Origin of the sequence: Streptomyces sodiiphilus, assembly GCF_039529215.1 — a bacterium.
GTDB lineage: Bacteria > Actinomycetota > Actinomycetes > Streptomycetales > Streptomycetaceae > Streptomyces > Streptomyces sodiiphilus.
The window spans coordinates 107,897-125,368 of sequence record NZ_BAAAMJ010000008.1 but is presented as its reverse complement, the minus strand read 5'-3'; the positions used below and the strand labels follow the sequence as shown (position 1 = coordinate 125,368).

At 70.5% G+C, this 17,472-nt stretch carries 9 protein-coding genes; 3 read left to right on the top strand and 6 right to left on the bottom strand.

Annotation, left to right across the window (positions count from 1 at the left end; genetic code table 11):
* Nucleotides 1–54 precede the first annotated feature (54 nt).
* Both ABD299_RS03870 and ABD299_RS03865 read left to right on the top strand, forming a co-directional pair.
* Nucleotides 55–6,876 carry a DEAD/DEAH box helicase gene (locus tag ABD299_RS03870; protein WP_344258844.1) on the top strand — a complete coding sequence of 2,274 codons (6,822 nt, stop codon included), beginning with the start codon at nucleotides 55–57 and terminating at the stop codon, nucleotides 6,874–6,876.
* Entirely contained in the window at nucleotides 6,873–9,161 is a 2,289-nt protein-coding gene (locus tag ABD299_RS03865) for a UvrD-helicase domain-containing protein (RefSeq protein WP_344258842.1), read from the top strand. The genes ABD299_RS03870 and ABD299_RS03865 overlap by 4 nt, the downstream gene beginning before the upstream one ends.
* 140 nt (nucleotides 9,162–9,301) lie before the next feature.
* Here the strand turns inward: ABD299_RS03865 and ABD299_RS03860 are convergent, their stop codons facing one another.
* The 4 genes from ABD299_RS03860 to ABD299_RS03845 all read right to left on the bottom strand — a co-directional run bounded on the left by ABD299_RS03860 (nucleotide 9,302) and on the right by ABD299_RS03845 (nucleotide 12,325).
* The gene (locus tag ABD299_RS03860; protein ID WP_344258840.1) at nucleotides 9,302–10,066 is read right to left on the bottom strand and encodes a hypothetical protein; all 765 of its coding nucleotides are present in this window, start codon (nucleotides 10,064–10,066) and stop codon (nucleotides 9,302–9,304) included.
* A 302-nt stretch (nucleotides 10,067–10,368) separates the two neighbouring features.
* Nucleotides 10,369–11,145 carry a hypothetical protein gene (locus ABD299_RS03855; RefSeq protein ID WP_344258838.1) on the bottom strand — a complete coding sequence of 259 codons (777 nt, stop codon included), beginning with the start codon at nucleotides 11,143–11,145 and terminating at the stop codon, nucleotides 10,369–10,371.
* Nucleotides 11,142–11,726: a sigma-70 family RNA polymerase sigma factor gene (locus ABD299_RS03850; RefSeq protein WP_425581245.1), complete on the bottom strand. Its 585-nt coding sequence runs from the start codon at nucleotides 11,724–11,726 to the stop codon at nucleotides 11,142–11,144. The genes ABD299_RS03855 and ABD299_RS03850 overlap by 4 nt, the downstream gene beginning before the upstream one ends.
* A 140-nt stretch (nucleotides 11,727–11,866) precedes the next feature.
* Nucleotides 11,867–12,325, bottom strand: coding sequence for a hypothetical protein (locus ABD299_RS03845; RefSeq protein ID WP_344258834.1), 459 nt, complete (start codon nucleotides 12,323–12,325; stop codon nucleotides 11,867–11,869).
* Nucleotides 12,326–12,619: 294 nt separating this feature from the next.
* Here ABD299_RS03845 and ABD299_RS03840 point away from each other — a divergent pair, with 294 nt between their 5' ends.
* Nucleotides 12,620–12,919 carry an NIPSNAP family protein gene (locus ABD299_RS03840; RefSeq protein WP_344258832.1) on the top strand — a complete coding sequence of 100 codons (300 nt, stop codon included), beginning with the start codon at nucleotides 12,620–12,622 and terminating at the stop codon, nucleotides 12,917–12,919.
* Between the two features lies 1 nt (nucleotide 12,920).
* On the opposite strand, the gene ABD299_RS03835 is transcribed toward ABD299_RS03840, so the two are convergent.
* Together ABD299_RS03835 and ABD299_RS03830 are read right to left on the bottom strand one after the other, a co-directional pair.
* A complete protein-coding gene (locus ABD299_RS03835) occupies nucleotides 12,921–16,484 on the bottom strand; it encodes an nSTAND1 domain-containing NTPase (RefSeq protein ID WP_344258830.1) in 3,564 nt (1,187 codons plus the stop codon).
* 354 nt (nucleotides 16,485–16,838) lie between these two features.
* Nucleotides 16,839–17,465, bottom strand: a complete 627-nt coding sequence (locus ABD299_RS03830; RefSeq protein WP_344259017.1) for a nucleotidyl transferase AbiEii/AbiGii toxin family protein — start codon at nucleotides 17,463–17,465, stop codon at nucleotides 16,839–16,841.
* Between the last annotated feature and the right edge of the window lie 7 nt (nucleotides 17,466–17,472).

The window sequence follows — 17,472 nt, the reverse complement described above, 5'->3', positions numbered from 1 at the left end:
CGGTCTGCCCGGCCCCGGTACCGCCGGCACCACCAGCACCAAGGAGGACCGCGCGTGCGTCCCACCCTCGCCGCCGACCAGGTACGGGACAGCCTCAGCCAGTACCTCGCGACGACGTACGCGCTGGCCGACGAGAGCACCCGCCGCGCCCTGGAGAACTTCCTCGGCGATACCGAGGACGGCATCTTCCGCGGCCCTTACCTCCGCATCCGCACCCACTTCCGGAGCGCGGAGGGGAAGGACTGGCAGCGGCACCTCACATGGTGGCCCAGCGATGACGACTTCACCCCCTACCGGCACCAGGAGCTGGCCTGGGAGCGGCTGTCCACACTGCACGGCCCTGCCCGGCCCACCCTCGTCACCACCGGTACCGGATCGGGCAAGACCGAGTCGTTCCTGGTCCCCGTTCTCGACCACTGTCTCCGGGAGCGCGAGGCCGGCCGGGAGGGCGTCAAGGCGATCCTGCTCTACCCCATGAACGCGCTCGCCACCGACCAGGCCCAGCGCATCGGCGAGCGGATCGACGACGTCAAGGACACCCGGCTGCACGACGCCGGCGTCCGGGCGGCCCTCTACATCGGCGACACGCCGTCGCAGGAGTTCACCCGGGACAACCCCGCGATCGCTGTCGACCGCGACGAGATCCGGCGCACCCGGCCGGACATCCTCATCACCAACTACAAGATGCTCGACCTGCTTCTCCAACGGCCCCAGGACCAGCGGCTGTGGCAGGACTCCGCGCTCGCCTACGTCGTCCTCGACGAGTTCCACACCTACGACGGCGCCCAGGGCACCGACGTGGCCATGCTGCTGCGCCGGCTCGGATCCGTCACCGGGCTCGCGGAACCCGGCCGGCCGCTGGGGCCGGTCTGCCCCGTCGCCACGTCGGCCACCCTCGGGGCGCACGGCCTTCACGGAGGCGGAGCGGGTACGGACGGCCGGGGCGAGGCCGGGCGGCCGGGCGGCGGGCCGGGCATGCTGGAGGTCGCCGGGCAGGTCTTCGGCGTGCCGTTCCCCCCGGACTCGGTCGTCGGTGAGGACCGGCACTCCACCGAGGGCTTCACCGGCGAGTGCGACTTCACCCTCCCGTTCCCCTCGCCGGAGGAGGTCGTCGCCCTCGGCGACCCCACCCGCGACCCGGGCGCCATGGACGACCTCGTGACCGCGTTCTCCGGCCTCAGCCGGCCCGGCCCCGAGGAGCTCGGGGCCGCGCTGCGCCGCCACCGGCTCACCGCGGCCGTCCTGGAGATCCTCGACGGCGCCCCCAGGACCCTCTCCGAGATCACCGAGGTACTGCCCCGCTACGCCTACCACTGGGGCAGGACCGTGCAGCAGCGGCCGCGCGTCGCCACTCGCGCCCTCGCCTGCTACGTGGCCCTCCTGTCGTACGCCCGTGACCCCGAGCACCCCGGCCGGCCGCTGCTGTCCATCGAGGTCCACCACTGGGTCCGCTCGGTCTCCCGCGTGCTGCGGGGCATCAGCACGGCCCGCGCCGAGTTCCGCTGGGACGACGAGCGGGTGACCCCGGGCGGCGCACTGGCCCGCAACGACCCGGTCCCCGCCGCCCGGCCGTCCCCGTACGACGGGGAGGGTCCGGCCGCTCCGCTCGACGCCGCCGAACAGGCCGCCGTACCGGCCGACGACAGCGCCCCGCCGCCCGCCGAGGTCTACCTGCCCGCCGTGTTCTGCCGCGAGTGCGGACGGTCGGGCTGGGCCGCGTACTCACCCGAGGTCGACCCGGCCGAACTCGACCTGAACTCCACCAGGATCCGCCGCGCCTCCGTGAGCCGTGACAAGCGCCGGGTGCGCAACATGATCGCGGCGACCCCGCAGGAGGTCCACGAAGCCGCCTTCGGACCCGGGGCGGAACGCCGGCGCGGCGGGCCCGCCGTCATGGTCCTGGAAGGCACCGGCGGACGGCTGCGCCCCCTGTCGCCGGAAGCCGACTTCACCGGCCCGGCGGACGGCGGGGGACCACGTCGGCTCAGGACTCTCCACAACGCCGCGTTCGTCCACATCGACCTCGACGGCGACCGGGCCGCGGAACGCGACCAGTGCCCCGCCTGCCGTACGTTCAACTCCATCCGCTACCTCGGCACCGGCCTCGCCGCGCTCGCCGCCGCCGCTGTCACCCAGCTGTTCACCGGCCAGGAGCTGGACAAGAACCTGGGCGAGGACAAGACCCTCCTCTTCAACGACTCCGTGCAGGACGCCGCCCACCGCGCCGGATACGTCGCCAGCCGCTCGTACACGTTCTCGCTGCGCGCACTGCTCGCCAGCCGCATCGACGAGGACGAACCGGTCAGCCTGAACGACCTGACCGCCGACCTCATCGCGGACGTCGTCGGCAGCAAGGCGGTGCAGGCGGCGGTCGTCCCACCCGACCTGCACCTGGACCGCGGCGTGGAGACCCTGCTCTCCGGCCGCAGCCGCGGTTCCGCCCGCACCTGGGAACTGATCGCCCAGCGCCTGGCGTTCGCCACCGTCATGGAGTTCGGCCTCCGCTCCAGGCGGGGCCGCACCCTGGAGCTCACCCGCACCGTCGCCGCCGATGTGCCGCTGCCCGACGGATGCGACGTCGACGACCTCGTGCGGGAACTCCTGCTCACCACCCCGGGAGAGATCGCACTGCCCGACGGATCAGTGCCGGGGCCCGACCGGTGCGTCGGCTTCGTCCGCGGTCTGCTCGAACGCCTGCGCATCCGAGGAGCGGTCCGGCACGCCTGGCTGGACCCCTGGCTCGGCAAGGCCGGGGTACGCCGGTGGTTGATCTGGGGCGGACGGGAACCCGGCATGCCGGCCTTTCCCCCCGGGGTCTCCGCGCCGTCCTTCCTGCTCGGCTCACCCAAGAAGGGCAGCGAGGACTTCGACGTACTCACCGGCCGGCTCGGCTGGTACCAGGACTGGGCCGTGCGCGCCCTCGGCCTGCACCGCGAAGCCGCCGCCGGCTTTCTCGCCCGGCTGCTGCCGGCGCTCGCCGACGCCGGAATCCTGTCCGTGCGCACCGCGCTCGACGGCGCCACGCGTGTCTACGGTCTCCAGCCCGGCCACATCCAGGTCCGTAAACTCGCCGACGACGTCCTGCCCGACGCCACCGCACACTGCCCGCGCTGCTTCTGGGAACAGACCATCCACCCCGACCTCGCCGACCAGTGGCACGGGCAGCCGTGCCCCCGCTACCGCTGCGGGGGAGTCCTCGGCACCGGCCGTGACCTGGACACCGGCCTGCGGCAACGGGACTTCACCGAGGACTTCTACCGGCGGATGTACCGCGAGGCCGGAGTCTTCACCATCAACACCGCCGAGCACACCAGCACACTCAGCCGGGCCAAGCGCGAAGCGGTCGAAAAGGCGTTCCGCGAAGGGACCGCCGTCCACTACGCGAACCCGCAGGTACTGTCCTGCACCCCCACGCTCGAACTCGGCATCGACATCGGAGACCTGGCGGCCGTCGTCCTCGCCTCGCTGCCGAAAGGCCCGGCCAACTACATTCAGCGGGTGGGCCGGGCGGGCCGCTCCCACGGCAACGCCTATCTGCTCACCGTCGTGGACCGCGGCCCGCGGGAACGCTACTTCCTCGAAGAACCCCGGCTCATGATCGCCGGGGAGGTCCTGCCGCCCGGCTGCTACCTGTCCGCGGCCGAGATCCTGCGCCGCCAGTACCTGGCCCACCTCCTCGACCTCGCGGGCGCCGGACGGCTGACGAACCCCGACGGGACGCCACTGCGGCCGCTGCCCGAACGTGCCACCGAGCTGTTCGGAGCCTCGGCCTGGCAGGCCGAGTTCGCCGAAGCCGCGCTCGCCGCCGGACAGCGGCTGGTACAGGGCTTCCTGGACCTGTTCCCTCCCTATGACGAGCGCAGTGGTACGGGCGTCAGTCCACACGCCCGCGCCGCCCTCGTCGCCTACGCGACCGACCCCGGTGAGGAGGGGCTGCGAGGCGCCCTGGACGCCGCGCGCCGTCGCTGGGAGGAGCGCCGCGCCGACCTGCAACGCCGGACCGAGGCCATCGACCGGGCACACGGACTCCTCGTCGCCGGCGATCCCGACCACGAACGGCAGGGACGTGAACTGCGCGCCGAACGCCGGGACGTGGCACGCCTCTCCGGCGAGATCAGCCGCACCACCGCTCACGGCGCCCTCGTCGACCTCGGCCTGCTGCCGAACTACAGCCTGATCGACTCGGCCACCGAACTGGAGGCCACTCTCACCTGGAGCGAGAAGGCCGACGACGGGTCCGCCCCGAAGAAGCGCAGCAAGATCCTCCGCCACAGCCGGCCCGCACGCCTGGCGCTCACCGATTTCGCTCCGGGAAACCACTACTACGCGCAGGGCTACAAGCACCGCGTGACCGGCCTGGCCATCGGCAGTCCCGGCCGCCCGGCCTGGACCTGGTGGCGTGTCTGCCCCGACTGCGGATACGTCCGCACCCACCGGGCGGAACAGGTCGCCTCCCCCTGCCCCCGCTGCGAGTCCCCCGCGATCGGAGACGTCGGCTGCCTGCACAAGGTGCTCGTGCCGCGCCGCGTCACCTCCCGGGACGAACGCGACGACGCCCGCCTGCGTGACGACACCGAGGAGCGGGAGAGACGGCACTACACCGTGGTCCCCGCCGTGGACATCGACGCGGGCGACATCGAACAGGCCTGGAGACACCGGCACGTCACCTTCGGCTGGGAGTTCACCCGACAGGCGTTCATCCGGCACATCAACGTCGGAGCGACCCGGGTGGACGGCGGGACGGACACGGACTTCGCCGGCCACGAGGTCCGTCTCAACCCCTTCTGGGTCTGCGACGCCTGCGGCTACGCCGACCCGGACGGCGGGCCCGCCGCGCACGACACCGGGGACTCGTCCGCGCCCGGCAGGTATCACCGTCCCTGGTGCCCCCGGCGGCGCGGCGGAGCCGACGCCGCACGGCGGGGAGAGAAGGTGCTGCTCGCCCACGTCCTGCGCACCGACGCACTGCGTCTCCTCATCCCCGCCGTCACCGCGCACACCCGGGAGCGCCTCGCCTCCTTCAAGGCGCTGCTGCTGGCCGGCATCGCCCGCAGCTACGGCGGGGACCCCGACCACCTCGAGGTCGTCACCGACTCCATGCCCGAGGAACGAGGTGAGAGCGGCCACCGCCGCCACTACCTGGTGCTGTACGACACGCTTCCCGGTGGCACCGGGTACCTGCACCGCCTTGCCGGCCGGGACGGCCTCAAGGGCGTCCTGGAGCACGCCCGTCAGGTGATCGAGACCTGCGTGTGCGTGCGGCAGGGCCGGCCCGCGTGCCACCGCTGCCTGCTGCGGCACGTCACCGACATCGAGTACGCACACGTCTCCCGCGAGCACGCCCTGGACATGCTGGGCGACCTGTTCGGCCCCACGGGAGACCGATGGACCGCCGAACCGGTCGCCACCACCCGGGACATCACGCTGGTGCACCAGGTGGAGAGCGAACTGGAGGCACTGTTCCGGCGTGGGCTGCTGGAGTGGGCCGAGCGGGCGGACGAGGCCAGTGTCCGCACCGCACTCACCGCCGACGGCACCAGGGACACGACGCTGCGCTTCACCGCACCCGACGGAACCGTCCGAGGCTGGCAGATGGAGACCCAGCCCTCCCTCGGCTTCACCCGGCCGGACGTCGTCTTCCGCAGCACCGACGACGACCGCCGAGTAGCCGTCTACCTCGACGGATACCGCTACCACGCGAGCCGTGAGCACCTCACCGCCGAGCCGGACGCCGTCAAACGCACCCGGCTGCGCGCCGACGGCTGGCAGGTCTTCCAGCTCACCTGGGACGACGTGCAGGCCTGGACAGGGCAGACCGGACCGAAGGCCGACCCCGTGTGGACCCCCTACCCCCACACCGCGCAGAAGACGGCCATGGACGTCCACCGGCGCATGCACGCCGGCGACACCCGTGACCTGCCGCGCCTGGTGTGGGCCAACCCGGTCGATACGCTGATCGGCTACCTCACCGACCCGGACCCCGCCGCATGGCGACGCCGCACCCAGAGCGCGCTCGCGGGGTTCGCCGCCGTATCGGCGACCAGCAGGGCTCTGGCCGACGGGGAGGAGATCGCCCACAGAATCGCCGCGGCCCTGCGCGGGCGGCGGCTGGCCGGAGGAAAGGGCGCCGTCCAGGTCATGGCGACCCGGGACGCGTCGGGGTGCCCGCTCACCATCACGCTCGACCTGCGCCGAGGGCAGACCGGGGCGGTCTGGACAGCGCTGACCGTGCTGGACGACAGCCCGGACACGGTCACGGCCGACGAAGCAGCCCATCGCAGGCGCTGGCAGGCGTGGCTCTACTGGAGCAACCTGCTCCAGTTCCTCGACGCGGGCGAGGGGGAGGGGGTCCAGCTCACGACCGGCATGCTGGCCGGATTCGACCCGGCCGGGCTGGCGGTCACCGGCGGAGCCGGATGGCTCACCTCCCAGCGGCGGGCGCACGCACCGGCGGCGGACGGCCGCGAGCCCGCAGCGGACCGGCGCGACGCCGAGGAGGCTCCCGCAGCGCCTCGTGACCCCGCCTGGCAGGAGGTGATCGAGTACCTCCTGGACGATCCCAGCCTGCCCGCTCTCGCCCGTTCCCTCGCCGCCAGGGGCGTGCCCGCGCCGGAAGCCGGCTACGAACTGGGCGCGGCCGCCTGGCCCGCCGAACTCGCGTGGCCCGGCCGGCGCGTCGGAGTCGTTCTCGCGCACCGTCCGGGCCCGGGCAGCGAACGGGACATCGACGCCGAACAACGGGACCGCGCCTACCGTGAGGCGGGCTGGCAGGTCCGCACCGCGACGGAATGGGATGCCGACGAACTCGCCCGACTGGTGGATGGCGCCACCGAAGCCGGCAGGGTGACGAACGACCACGAGGAGAACGAGCGATGACGGTCACCGGCGCGCCGAGGACGGGCGTGACCCTGCGCCTGCTCGACAAGGCCGACAAGGAAATCGTCGGACTGGACCGTGCGGTCCTCGGGGCGTTCTACAAGTTCCAGCACGATTTCCGTCGCAACCCGAACGCCGGCGGGCTCCGTCTCAAGCAGCTGGAGGGCCACGACCGGCTCTGGTCAGCACGCGTCAACCGCGAGTGGCGGGCCCTGATGATCCGCCTCAGCGGTGACGACTGGCTGCTCGTCTCCGTCAAGCACCGCAGCCACGTCCACAAGAATCTGGACAGGCTCAACTACGGCATCAACCACATCACCGGCGCCATCGAGTACGTCGACCTCCAGGTTGTCGAGGAGAGCGTGCTGCGGCGCGAACTCGCGCCGCCCGGCGCTCCCGCCCCGGAGCCCGCCGCTGCCCCCGCCCCGGAACCCACCCGGCCGGAACCTCTGGAAGAACCCCTCTTCGCCGCGTACACCGATGAGCAGCTCGCGGACCTCGGAGTCGCCGAACCGCTCATCCCGGTCGTCCGGAAACTCACCACGGACGACGAACTGCTCGGACTGGCCGAGTACGCGCCCCGCCACACCGGGGAGGTCCTCCTCCGGCTGCGGGACGGCGTTCCGTACGACAAGGTCATGGAGCAGGTGACCGCGCCCGTCGCCGTGACCGAGCGCGAGGAGCACCCCGGAACCGACGAGTGGCAGGCGGCCGTCGACCGTTCGTCTGCCGTCGTGATCACTGACGACAGGTCTCTGCAGAGCATCCTGGAGGAGGGCGACTTCGGACGCTGGAAGGTCTTCCTCCACCCCACTCAGGAAAAGTTGGTGCACCGGCGCTACTCCGGCCCGGCCCGGGTCGGCGGCGGCCCGGGGACGGGCAAGACCATCGTGGCCCTCCACCGCGTGTGCCATCTGGTGCGAGAACTCCCTCCCGGTCACAACAAGCCCGTCCTGCTCACCACGTTCAACAGAAACCTGGCCGCCGACCTGCGGGCCCGGCTCGTCTCGCTCGGCGGCCCCGACGTGCTGGCCCGCGTCGACATCGCCCATGTCGACCAGCTCGCCACCCGCATCGTCAGGGAGGCGGACCCGGGCAACACGAATCGGCGGATCGACGACACGGCGGCGCTCCGGGAGTGGCGCGAGCTGCTGGTGGAGGCGGGGGAGACCCGCTGGAGCGCCGAGTTCCTCAGCGACGAGTGGAACCAGGTCATTCTCGGCCAGGCCGTGACCTCCCGGAGCGACTACTTCGCCGCCCGGCGCGCCGGCCGAGGACGCCGCGTCTCCCGAGCGGAGCGCGCCGGAATCTGGCAGCTCGCCGAGCGTTTCACCCAGCGGCTGGAGACCAAGAAGCTGGAGACTCACCGTCAGGTCGCGGAGCGGGCCGCGCGGCTGGAGATGGCACGCAGGGCAAGGATCGAGCGCAAGTCGGAGGAACGCGAGGAAAGGGGCGGCCTGGACAACATCCATGCAGAGGCCGGCTCCGGCGCCCGGCTGCGCTACCGGTACCGGCACATCGTGGTCGACGAGGCCCAGGACCTCAGCTCCGCCCACTGGAAGATGCTGCGCGCCATGGTGCCGACCGGGCCCGACGACATCTTCCTCGTCGGCGACACGCACCAGCGGATCTACGACAACCAGGTCACCCTCGGCAGCCTGGGAGTCCACATCCGCGGCCGGTCCTCCCGGCTCACACTCAGCTACCGCACGACCAGGGAGATCCTCCGCGACGCGATGGGGATCCTGGACGATGCCGACTACGACGACCTCGACGGCGGCGCCGACACGCTGGCCGGGTACCGCTCGGTCCTGCACGGCCCGGCCCCGCTGCTGCGTGGTGCCCGGGACTGGGATGAGGAGATGGATCACGTAGTGGAGCAACTGCGTTCCTGGTACGACGTGCCCCGTGAGTCCACGGCCATCTGTGTCCCGACCAACGACATGGTCACCCAGCTTGCCGACCGCCTCGCCCGATGTGGCATCACTCCGACGGAGATCACGCAGGACGGCCCGCGCAGCGACCAGGGCGTCCACATCGGCACGATGTATCGCTTCAAGGGACTGGAGTACCGCTGCCTGATCATTGCCGGGGTGTCCGAGGGGCTCGTTCCCCGCGCCTCCGTGGATGCCTGGAAGCACGCGGACCCGAGTCGCCACCGGCGAGAGCTGCACCGGGCACGCTCGCTGCTCTTCGTCGCGGCAACCCGGGCCCGTGACGCGGTCGCCATCACCTGGCACGGTGAACCGAGCCGCTTCCTGGCGCCGTTGCTCGCCTCCCGGTGACAAGAAGCGTCCTTTGCCGTCCCAGCGATCGACGGCGCGCAGCGTGGGGAACCTGAGGTCCCGTCCCTCACACCGCCGTGACCGGAGCAGACTCATGTGCGGACGGGGACCGCGAAACCGCCCTGCGGAGGCTGCCGCGGTTACGTCTCGCCACTGGTCAGACGTAGCGCCGCTGCAATCTTCTCGTTTCGCAGCGGCACGAACTGGCCCTCCAAGTCGCGACCTCCCCCAAAGATCCTCATGAACTCAGCCGACGCCTCTTCGCTGAGCAGAGAAGAGTCCGCCTCAAGCGCCCGGTTGATGCTGTCGGTGATCTGCGGAGCTGTGAGCTTCCTCATCGCACTCGTCAGCTCCGGAAATGCGTCATCGTCTTCAATGCGGGCATTGGTGAGCGCCCTCATCTGATCGGCGATGAACGCCGCAGCTGCCACAAGGGCAAGAAGGCGCTTCTGAGCTTCCGCGCCGCTCATGCTCGCTCCGCACTCTTCGAGTACAGCATCAACTTCATGTGCGAAGTCCGCAGAATCGCACCTGTTGGGTGTGGCTATCTCGGCGCTGGCGACTTTGCCGTCACCTTGTTGTTCTTCGTGTTCTCTTTTCCACTTCGACTTGAGGCTCTTCATCCTGCTTGCAATGTGTGGTGCTGCCTTAATGGCAACGAACGTCGCGACAGCGACTACCGTAATCCCCAGGACGATCTTGAGTGATGTGTCCGATGGATCTTGCTCGTCTTCCTCATCGGTGACAGGGAGCAGCGTGACATGTGAGGTAAGCTCATTCGTGTCATCGTCGCGCACAAGAGGGCTGTTGCCGCCGGCGGTGTGCGATTGCGAAAGATGCGTTCCGGCTGGGCGTCCGACCCACATCTTTTCCCAGATCATCGCGGCTGGCTCGTCTGAAGGCATGCACCAACTGTACGTGCGGCAACCGGCGGTTCGCAGAGAGATTCGAGAAGATCTCTGCCGTGCGGGAGTGTTGCTGTGCCCGGTGATCTCGAGAGCGCTGACAGCACGGCCACGAGCATGGTTTCGGTGATCTTCAGCTGGACAGAGCCCTGCAGCGAGCCACGCCAGTCACCACCGCGAGGGCGCGGTGGGCCGGCTCCGCATCTCGGCGGCTTTCGCTTCTGCCCTTTCCTGGATCTCAGCGTGCTGCGGGTGAACGCAGTGCTTCGACGTATCGGAATGCCTTGAAGGTATGCCGCCTCTCAGTGGACGGCAGGGCAGGGGAGCCCTCGCGACTCCTCGAGCGATGCGTCCACCATCGCCCGACCCCACACCAGCGCATCCCCTGATCCGCCCGGAGTGTCGCCGTCCGGGGCAGGCCCGCCCTCCCGGAACACCTCGCCGAGGGCACCTTCGTCCTGTGGCAGCAGTACCAGTGCCCGGCTGCCGGCCCAGTCGTCGGCGGCCGTCGGCCCCGCGGCCAACTCGTCCTCGGGCAGGCTGAACGTCAGCAGCGGCTCCCCGCTCTCGGGCTTGTGATAGCGGTCGACCCTCAGTGTCACCTCGACTAGGCCATCCGCCGGTTCCGCTGTCTCCACCACCGTGCCCTCCGCGATGATCTCGGTGCAGGCCAGCCGTCCCGCCGGGGAGAGGGCCGCCCCCGGGGAGCCGCTACCGCCCTCTGCGCCGTCCCAGAACAGTCCGGCGAGTACCACCCCGGCGGCTGCCGCCGCCGCGACGCCCGCCATGGCCCAGCGCCGACGCATCCGGAAGGCAGCGCCCCGAGGAGCTGTGTCGACAGCCGCAGCCGCAGTGATCCGGGGGGCCGAGACCGGCTCCTCGGTCAACGTCCGCGCGAGCAGCCGCAGGTCGTCGGGGAAGGCCGCTGTGTCCGCGGCGGCCGCGCGGTACTCGGCCACGAAAGCGGGGTCCCGCGCCAGCTCCGGGGGGAGTGGGGCGCCGGTGAGCGCGTACATCAGTGGGTCGTCCGGGGCGCAGGGTTCTTCCCGGTGTACGTCGTGCCGGTGCTCCACCGTCATGCCCCCTCGACATCGTGCAGCGCAGTGCGGAGGCTCCGCACCGCCGTGTGCAGCCTGCTCTTCACTGTTCCCTCGGGAATGCCGAGTTCCTGCGCGATCTGACGCACGGACAGGTCCGCGTAGAACCGGAGTACCACCACCTGCCGTTGGGCCCCGGGCAGGGACTCCATCCCCCGCGCCACGGTGAGTGCCCGCACACGGGCCTCCTCGCCGCCGTCCGTGTCCCCCGTGGCGGCCCGAAGAGAGCCGAGTCGTTCCTCCAGCCGCCCGCTTCGGTGCCTGGCTCGATGCCAGTCCATCGCCAGGTTCGAGGCCACGGCCGCTGCCCACGCGGAGACGTTCCGGGGCGGCTCCACGCCCTTCGCCACCCGCTCCAGCAGCCGTAGCCTGACCTGCTGTACCCCGTCGTGCAGTTCCTCGAAGGGCACGCCGCCCAGTGCCATGACGGCCCGGACCCGTTCCTCCTGCCCCGCGCTCAGCAGTTCCGCTGCCTGCTCGCTGTCCGTTCCTGGTCGCGACAACAGAGTCCTCCCTTCCCGAATCCCTCCTGAGACGCCGCAGCGGGTCGAAACGTTCGGCATCGGTGCAAGGACGTACCGGACTCGCTGGCGCGGGACGGTGGGCGGAACCCAGCGGGCCCATGTCTCGGGCCTCTCGCCGGGCGTCGACGCCGGCAGAGCCCGAGGCCGTGGGCCATGCTGCGCCGCCTCGGCCGCCGCGATCAGTTCGTTGAGATTTCCCGCTCGAACTGCCGGGCGACGTCGCAGGCGACGTCGGCGGAGAGTCCGATGGTCACGTACTCGGTCGGAGGGGTGGTCCGGTGTTCGCGCAGTGTCAGACATGTTTCCGCTACCGCCCTCTGCCTGATCTCGTGGATCTCGGCGATGGCACCGGTGGGGTCCTCGTGGCCGGCGTCCACGAGGTGTTCCAGGGCCCGCAGGCGGGCTGCCCGTGCGGGGTGGCGTTCGATGGCGACGAAGACGGCCCAGGAGTGGATGAAGGCTCGCAGCGGGGCGAGACTCCGGATCTGCAGGGCGTTGGCGGTCGCTTCGAAGAGATGACGAGTGAGGGCCGGGACCTTGCCGGGAGCGATGCGGGACACGGCGGCCCGGAGGGCATCGGGGGTGAGCTCGGGCATCGGGATCAGCGGGTCGTACGCGTCGGACGGTTGCACACCCACGTTGTCCCCCACGATCGCTGGTCAGGCCCGCTGCTGACGTGCGGGCTGAACCGGACCCAATGCTACGAACACTCTACTTTCCGTAGCTGCTCAGCAAGCACCGAGAGACTCCGCTGTCGGCGGGAGGGCGAACCGGCGGCTCTCCTGGACTCCCGGAATGCTTGATACGGACGCGGTCGGCAGGCGTGAGTGACGTACGGTTGCACAGGTGGCTTCGGCCGGTGGTGCGCCGCGCTCGGGTGGAGCGATGGGGCGGTCTGCCGGTCTTCTCAACTCGACAGGAGATGCCCAGCGATGCCCAGGACCACGCAGTTGCGTACATACACCGTCCGCGACGGGCTGCTCGACGAGTGGGTGGAGCGGTGGCGCAGCGACATCGTGCCGCTGCGGCTGGACTTGGGCTTCGAGATCGGTGGGGCTTGGGTTGACCGGGAACGCAGCCAGTTCATCTGGCTGATCTCCTATGACGGTCCCGAAACCTTTGAGGAGCGGAACGCGATGTACTGGGCGTCGCCGGAGCGCGAGGCGATGAGCCTCGATCCGGACGACTACCTCGTGCGCACTGACGACCGTACGGTTGAGCCTTGTTACTGATTCACGCGGGATCCGGCGGCAGCAGGTGCTGCCGCCGCTCCTCGGCGTCGAGGGTGCGGAAGACCCGCCCCCGCGCCCGGGCCTCCAGCCGGTCGTAGTCGGGGTCGGCCGACCACACGCGCGAGGTCCCGTCGGCGGACGCGGTGAGCAGCCGGGTACCGTCCCCGGACCAGGCCACCGAGGTCACCTTGTCCCGGTGCACACCGATGACGCCTGTCTCCTCGAAGGTGATGGCGGACCAGAGCCGTACCGTCCGGTCGTCGGACCCCGTCGCGAGGCGACGGCCGTCGGGTGACCAGGCGATGGCGCGGACCCGTCCCTCGTGGCCTTTCAGCACGTCGACACGTCTCCCCGTGGCGGAGTCCCACACGGCGGCCGTCCAGTCGCCGGAAGCTGTGGCCACACGCTCCTCGTCGGGTGACCAGGCAACGTCCTCCACGTAGTTGCCGTGCCCGCGCAGCACGGTCAGTTGAGTGCCGTCGGTGGTGTCCCACAGGCGGCAGGTGCGATCGTCCGAGCAACTGGCCAGCATTCGCCCGCTCGGAGACCAGGCCACACGCCCCACCCAGTCCTGGTGCCCCGTCAGTTTCATCAGTTCCGTGCCGTCGAGGGTCGACACCATGCGTACCGTGCCGTCGTGTCCGCCGGTCGCGATCCGTCGGGCGTCCGGAGACCATGAGCACCCCTCGACGGGTTCGCCCCGTGACTCGAACACGGTGCCGCCCGCGCCGTCGACAACACGGAAGAGGCCGTCCGCGGTGCTGAGGGCGAAGCGGTCACCGTGCGGTGCCCACGCCACGCTCCACACGCGTACGCCGGGCGCTGCCACCGGCCCGGCGGGCGTACCCGAGTCCGAACTCCAGACCCGCACGGTGCCGTCGTCCGAGGTGGTGACGAGACGAGCACCGTCGCCGGACCAGGCGGCCTGGTTGACCGGCCCGTCGTGCCCGCGGACCAGGACCGACTCGGCGCCCCGTGGCTGCAGATCCCATACCCGGCCGGTTCCGTCCGTCGACGCGGTGGCGAGCCGGGTACCCGACGGTGACCACACGACGGACCACACTGTGTCGGTGTGCCCGCGCAATACCGCGACCACCTTTGCGTCGTCGGTGGTGACGACACGAACGGTCCGGTCGGACGACGGGGTCGCGAGCATCCGGCCGTCCGGCGAGAAGGCAGGTTTCCACACGTAATCCGTGTGACCGCGCAGCAGCAGCCGCAGCGCGCCCGTACGGGTGTCCCAGACCCGTGCGGTGTGATCACCGGAACCGGTCGCCAGCAACTCCCCGTCCGGGGACCACGTGACGCCCTCGACGAACTCCGTGTGGCCGGTCAGGGTGGTCGTGGGTGATCCCGTCGCCGCGTCCCAGACGATCACCGTCCGGTCGTGCGAGGCGGTGGCGAGGCGAGTGCCGTCGGGTGACCAGGCGACGCCCCAGACGTCGCCTGTGTGGCTGCGTAGTTCGTGCACGAGCCGACCGGTGTCAGCCGCCCACACCCGTACGACCCGGTCCCTGAACGTCGCGGCCACTCGCAGCCCGTCCGGCGACCACGCCACCTGTCGTCCGATGTCTCCGGCACCGGTGAGCTGCCGGGCCAATTCACCGGATGTGACGTCCCAGACCCGTACGACGTGATCGCGGCCCGCGGTGGCCACCCGTGTCGCGTCGGGGGAGAAGCACACCGACTCGACCATGACCCCGTCGCAGGGCAGCACCCACAGCTGACGTCCCGACCCCGCGTCGTACACCCGGGCGGTGCCGTCTCTGGAAGCGGTGGCCAGCAGCTTGCCGTCGGCGGACCAGTCGATGTCCCGGACCGTGTCCGAATGCCCGTCCAACCGGGCACGGAGGTGGCCGGCAGCCAGCGCCGTCAGCAGCCCGCGCCGCGCTGCCGGTGTCGGCGCACACTCGCCGAGCGCGGCCAGGGAGAGCAGCAGCGCCCGTTCCGGCTCGGTCTCGGCACTCACGACCACCTGGCGGCCGATGCTGTCGGAGACACGGTTGAGAAAAGCCAGGTCCCGCCGCTGTGAGGCGTCCACGAGCGCGCGGGCAGGAGCCGACGCCTGCCCTGCCTCCTCCAGCGCGACCAGCCACCTCTGGGCCACCGCGAGCCGCTCACCGGTGAGGAGATAGTCCACGCTGCGCCCGGACCGTTCCCAGTCCGCGGCCCACCGCTCCAACTCGGCACGCTCCCGCAGACGTTCCGCCCGGGCCTCCGCCTCCTGCCGCAGAGGGGCCCACTGGCGGAACAGGGCTTCGTGCGTCACCTCGGCGTACGCCTCCCGGTGCCCACTTCCGTCCCCCGTCGTTCCGTCCGCCGCATCGGACCGGATGAGGCGCGCGTCGATGAACGCGTCCACCACGTACCGCTCCTGGTCACTGAGTTCGGACAGAGGCACCGGGCGGCGGGCGAGGTCACGCTCTTCGAGCGTGACGAACTTCAGTAGTACCCGCAGGACGAACTCGATGCCGTTCGGGGGGCCGAGGGCTGCCACGGTGTTGTCGGCCTGCCTCGCAAGCGCCCCCGCAACGCCCCCGAGCCGCTGGTACGTCTCCTCGCTGACCGTGCCGCCCGGTCCGCAGGCGAAGTACAGCTCTTGGAGGAGGTAGGCGAGGAGGGGAAGCGCATCATCCGTGCCGGTGTCGTCCATGATGGTCTCGACGAGACCTGGAGCGAACGAGATACCCACCAGAGCGCCCGGTCGCTCGACGACCTGAGCGAGCTGGGCCCTGTTCAAGGTGCCGATCGTCACCGGATGCTGCAGAAGCTGCGCGTGCCTGGTGGCGAGGAGCCTCCCGAGCAGGTCCACCCGGCAGGTGGCAAGGACCCGGACCGTGGGCTCCTGCCGGAGGCAGGTGTCCAGCGCTTCCAGGAACTGTTCCCGTTCCCGCTCGCCCGCAAGGGTGACGAGTTCCTCGAACTGGTCGATCACGAGCAGGATTCGCCGGAACTGCCCGCCACGCAGCCGTGATACCTCGGCCGCCAGGCTGTCCGGCCCCTGCCGAAGCCGTCGCACCACCGCGCTGGCCGGCTCGGTGCCACCGCCGGCCAAGGCCAGGGACGCGGCAACAGCGTTGAACGGGTTCGACCCCGGCGCGAACTTCGGCACGACGGTCCACCGGCGCCGACGCAGCCGCGGCATCACTCCGGCCTGTACCAGCGAAGACTTGCCGCTGCCGGAGGCCCCGGTCAGCAGCAGAAACCGGTCGGCCGGGCGGGAGCCCGAAGCGTGCAGCCTGCGTGTCAGCTCGGCAGCCTGGGCCTCCCGGCCGAAGTAGACGGCGGCTTCGTCCTCGCCGTAGGCGTCCAGCCCCGGGTACGGAATCCTGTCACGCGGCCACTCCGGCTGGTCGGGTGCCGGGTTCTCCAGCCGGTACACGACCACCTGGCCGACCACCATGGCTACGACGAGCAGCCCGATGGCCGGAATCGATACCCGCCGGATGGCCTCCAGCGCCCAGGGCACATCGGTTTCGTTGGTGGCGTAGTTGGTCGCGATGGCGAGAAGGCAGGCGACCAGCACCAGCATGATCTGGAGCACGACCTGCAGGCGCTGCCTCATGCGGGAACAGCCCCCCGCCGGCCTGTTCGACACCCGAGCATCACTGTCACGCCCCCGTCGCGCTCGTCATCCTGTGCCCTTTCGCGCACTCGGATCGTGCGCGTCCACGGTCCGGAGGTGCGAGGAAACCCCGGACATCATCCGCGGGTGACGAGGGAGGATCAAGAACATCAGCGGAAACCGGCCACTGGGACGCTCAGCCAAGAGGAATCGAGAAAGGGCACCGATCGCGGTGCCCTGGGTGGATGAGCATGGCAGACAGCGTGCCTCTTGTTCGTGTAAGTGCCCCCGGCAGGACTCGGACCTGCGCACACGGTTCCGGCTAGCGTTGAAAGCGGCAGTGAGGTGACGTGCCTATGTGAGCCCTTGTTCGATGCGGTCGGCCCATTCCCTCAGGGTCCTTCTCAAGGCGCTGACACCGGTGGCGTCGAGGCCGTAGGCCATGTAGTCCTCATCGTCCCAGTGGTCGACAGCCCGCAGGGCCTGGACGAAGGAACCGTGGTCGAAGCCCGGGTCGCGTTCTTCCGCCAGGCGCAGCAACTGATCGCCGGTGTAGTGGCCGGAGGAGAGGGCTGCGGCCACGTCCACGTAATCGCGTGCTTCTGCCCGGCTGAAGACCGTTGAGACCTTGTTCGCAACCGCGTCGTCAGGGTGCAGGACGGGGCCGATGTCCATGACGGCCGGTGGCTCGGCACGCCAGTCGTATCCCATCTCGACCTTTGTGGTCCGGCCGGCTGCGTCGGTGACGAGGAGCCGGGCGAACGTCTCGCCCTTGTTGGCGACTTCGACGGTCAGGCCGCTCGCGACGTATACGTCGTGGACGCGCCGGACCGCGTCGTCGAAAGCGGTTGGGTCGGACTGATCGGTGAACAGGTCCACGTCCTCCGAGATTCGCCGGAGAAAGCCGTGGGCCTGGACCGCGTACCCGCCGGCCAGTACGAATCCGTGGTCGGCCGTGGCCTGTAGCCCCGGCCGGGCCAGACGCGTG

Excerpts from the sequence above, each read along its gene's own strand:
- ABD299_RS03865 (WP_344258842.1), top strand. The coding sequence starts at position 6,873 with ATGACGGTCACCGGCGCGCCGAGGACGGGCGTGACCCTGCGCCTGCTC.
- ABD299_RS03860 (WP_344258840.1), bottom strand. The coding sequence starts at position 10,066 with ATGCCTTCAGACGAGCCAGCCGCGATGATCTGGGAAAAGATGTGGGTC.
- ABD299_RS03855 (WP_344258838.1), bottom strand. The coding sequence starts at position 11,145 with ATGACGGTGGAGCACCGGCACGACGTACACCGGGAAGAACCCTGCGCC.
- ABD299_RS03850 (WP_425581245.1), bottom strand. The coding sequence starts at position 11,726 with ATGCCGAACGTTTCGACCCGCTGCGGCGTCTCAGGAGGGATTCGGGAA.
- ABD299_RS03840 (WP_344258832.1), top strand. The coding sequence starts at position 12,620 with ATGCCCAGGACCACGCAGTTGCGTACATACACCGTCCGCGACGGGCTG.
- ABD299_RS03835 (WP_344258830.1), bottom strand. The coding sequence starts at position 16,484 with ATGAGGCAGCGCCTGCAGGTCGTGCTCCAGATCATGCTGGTGCTGGTC.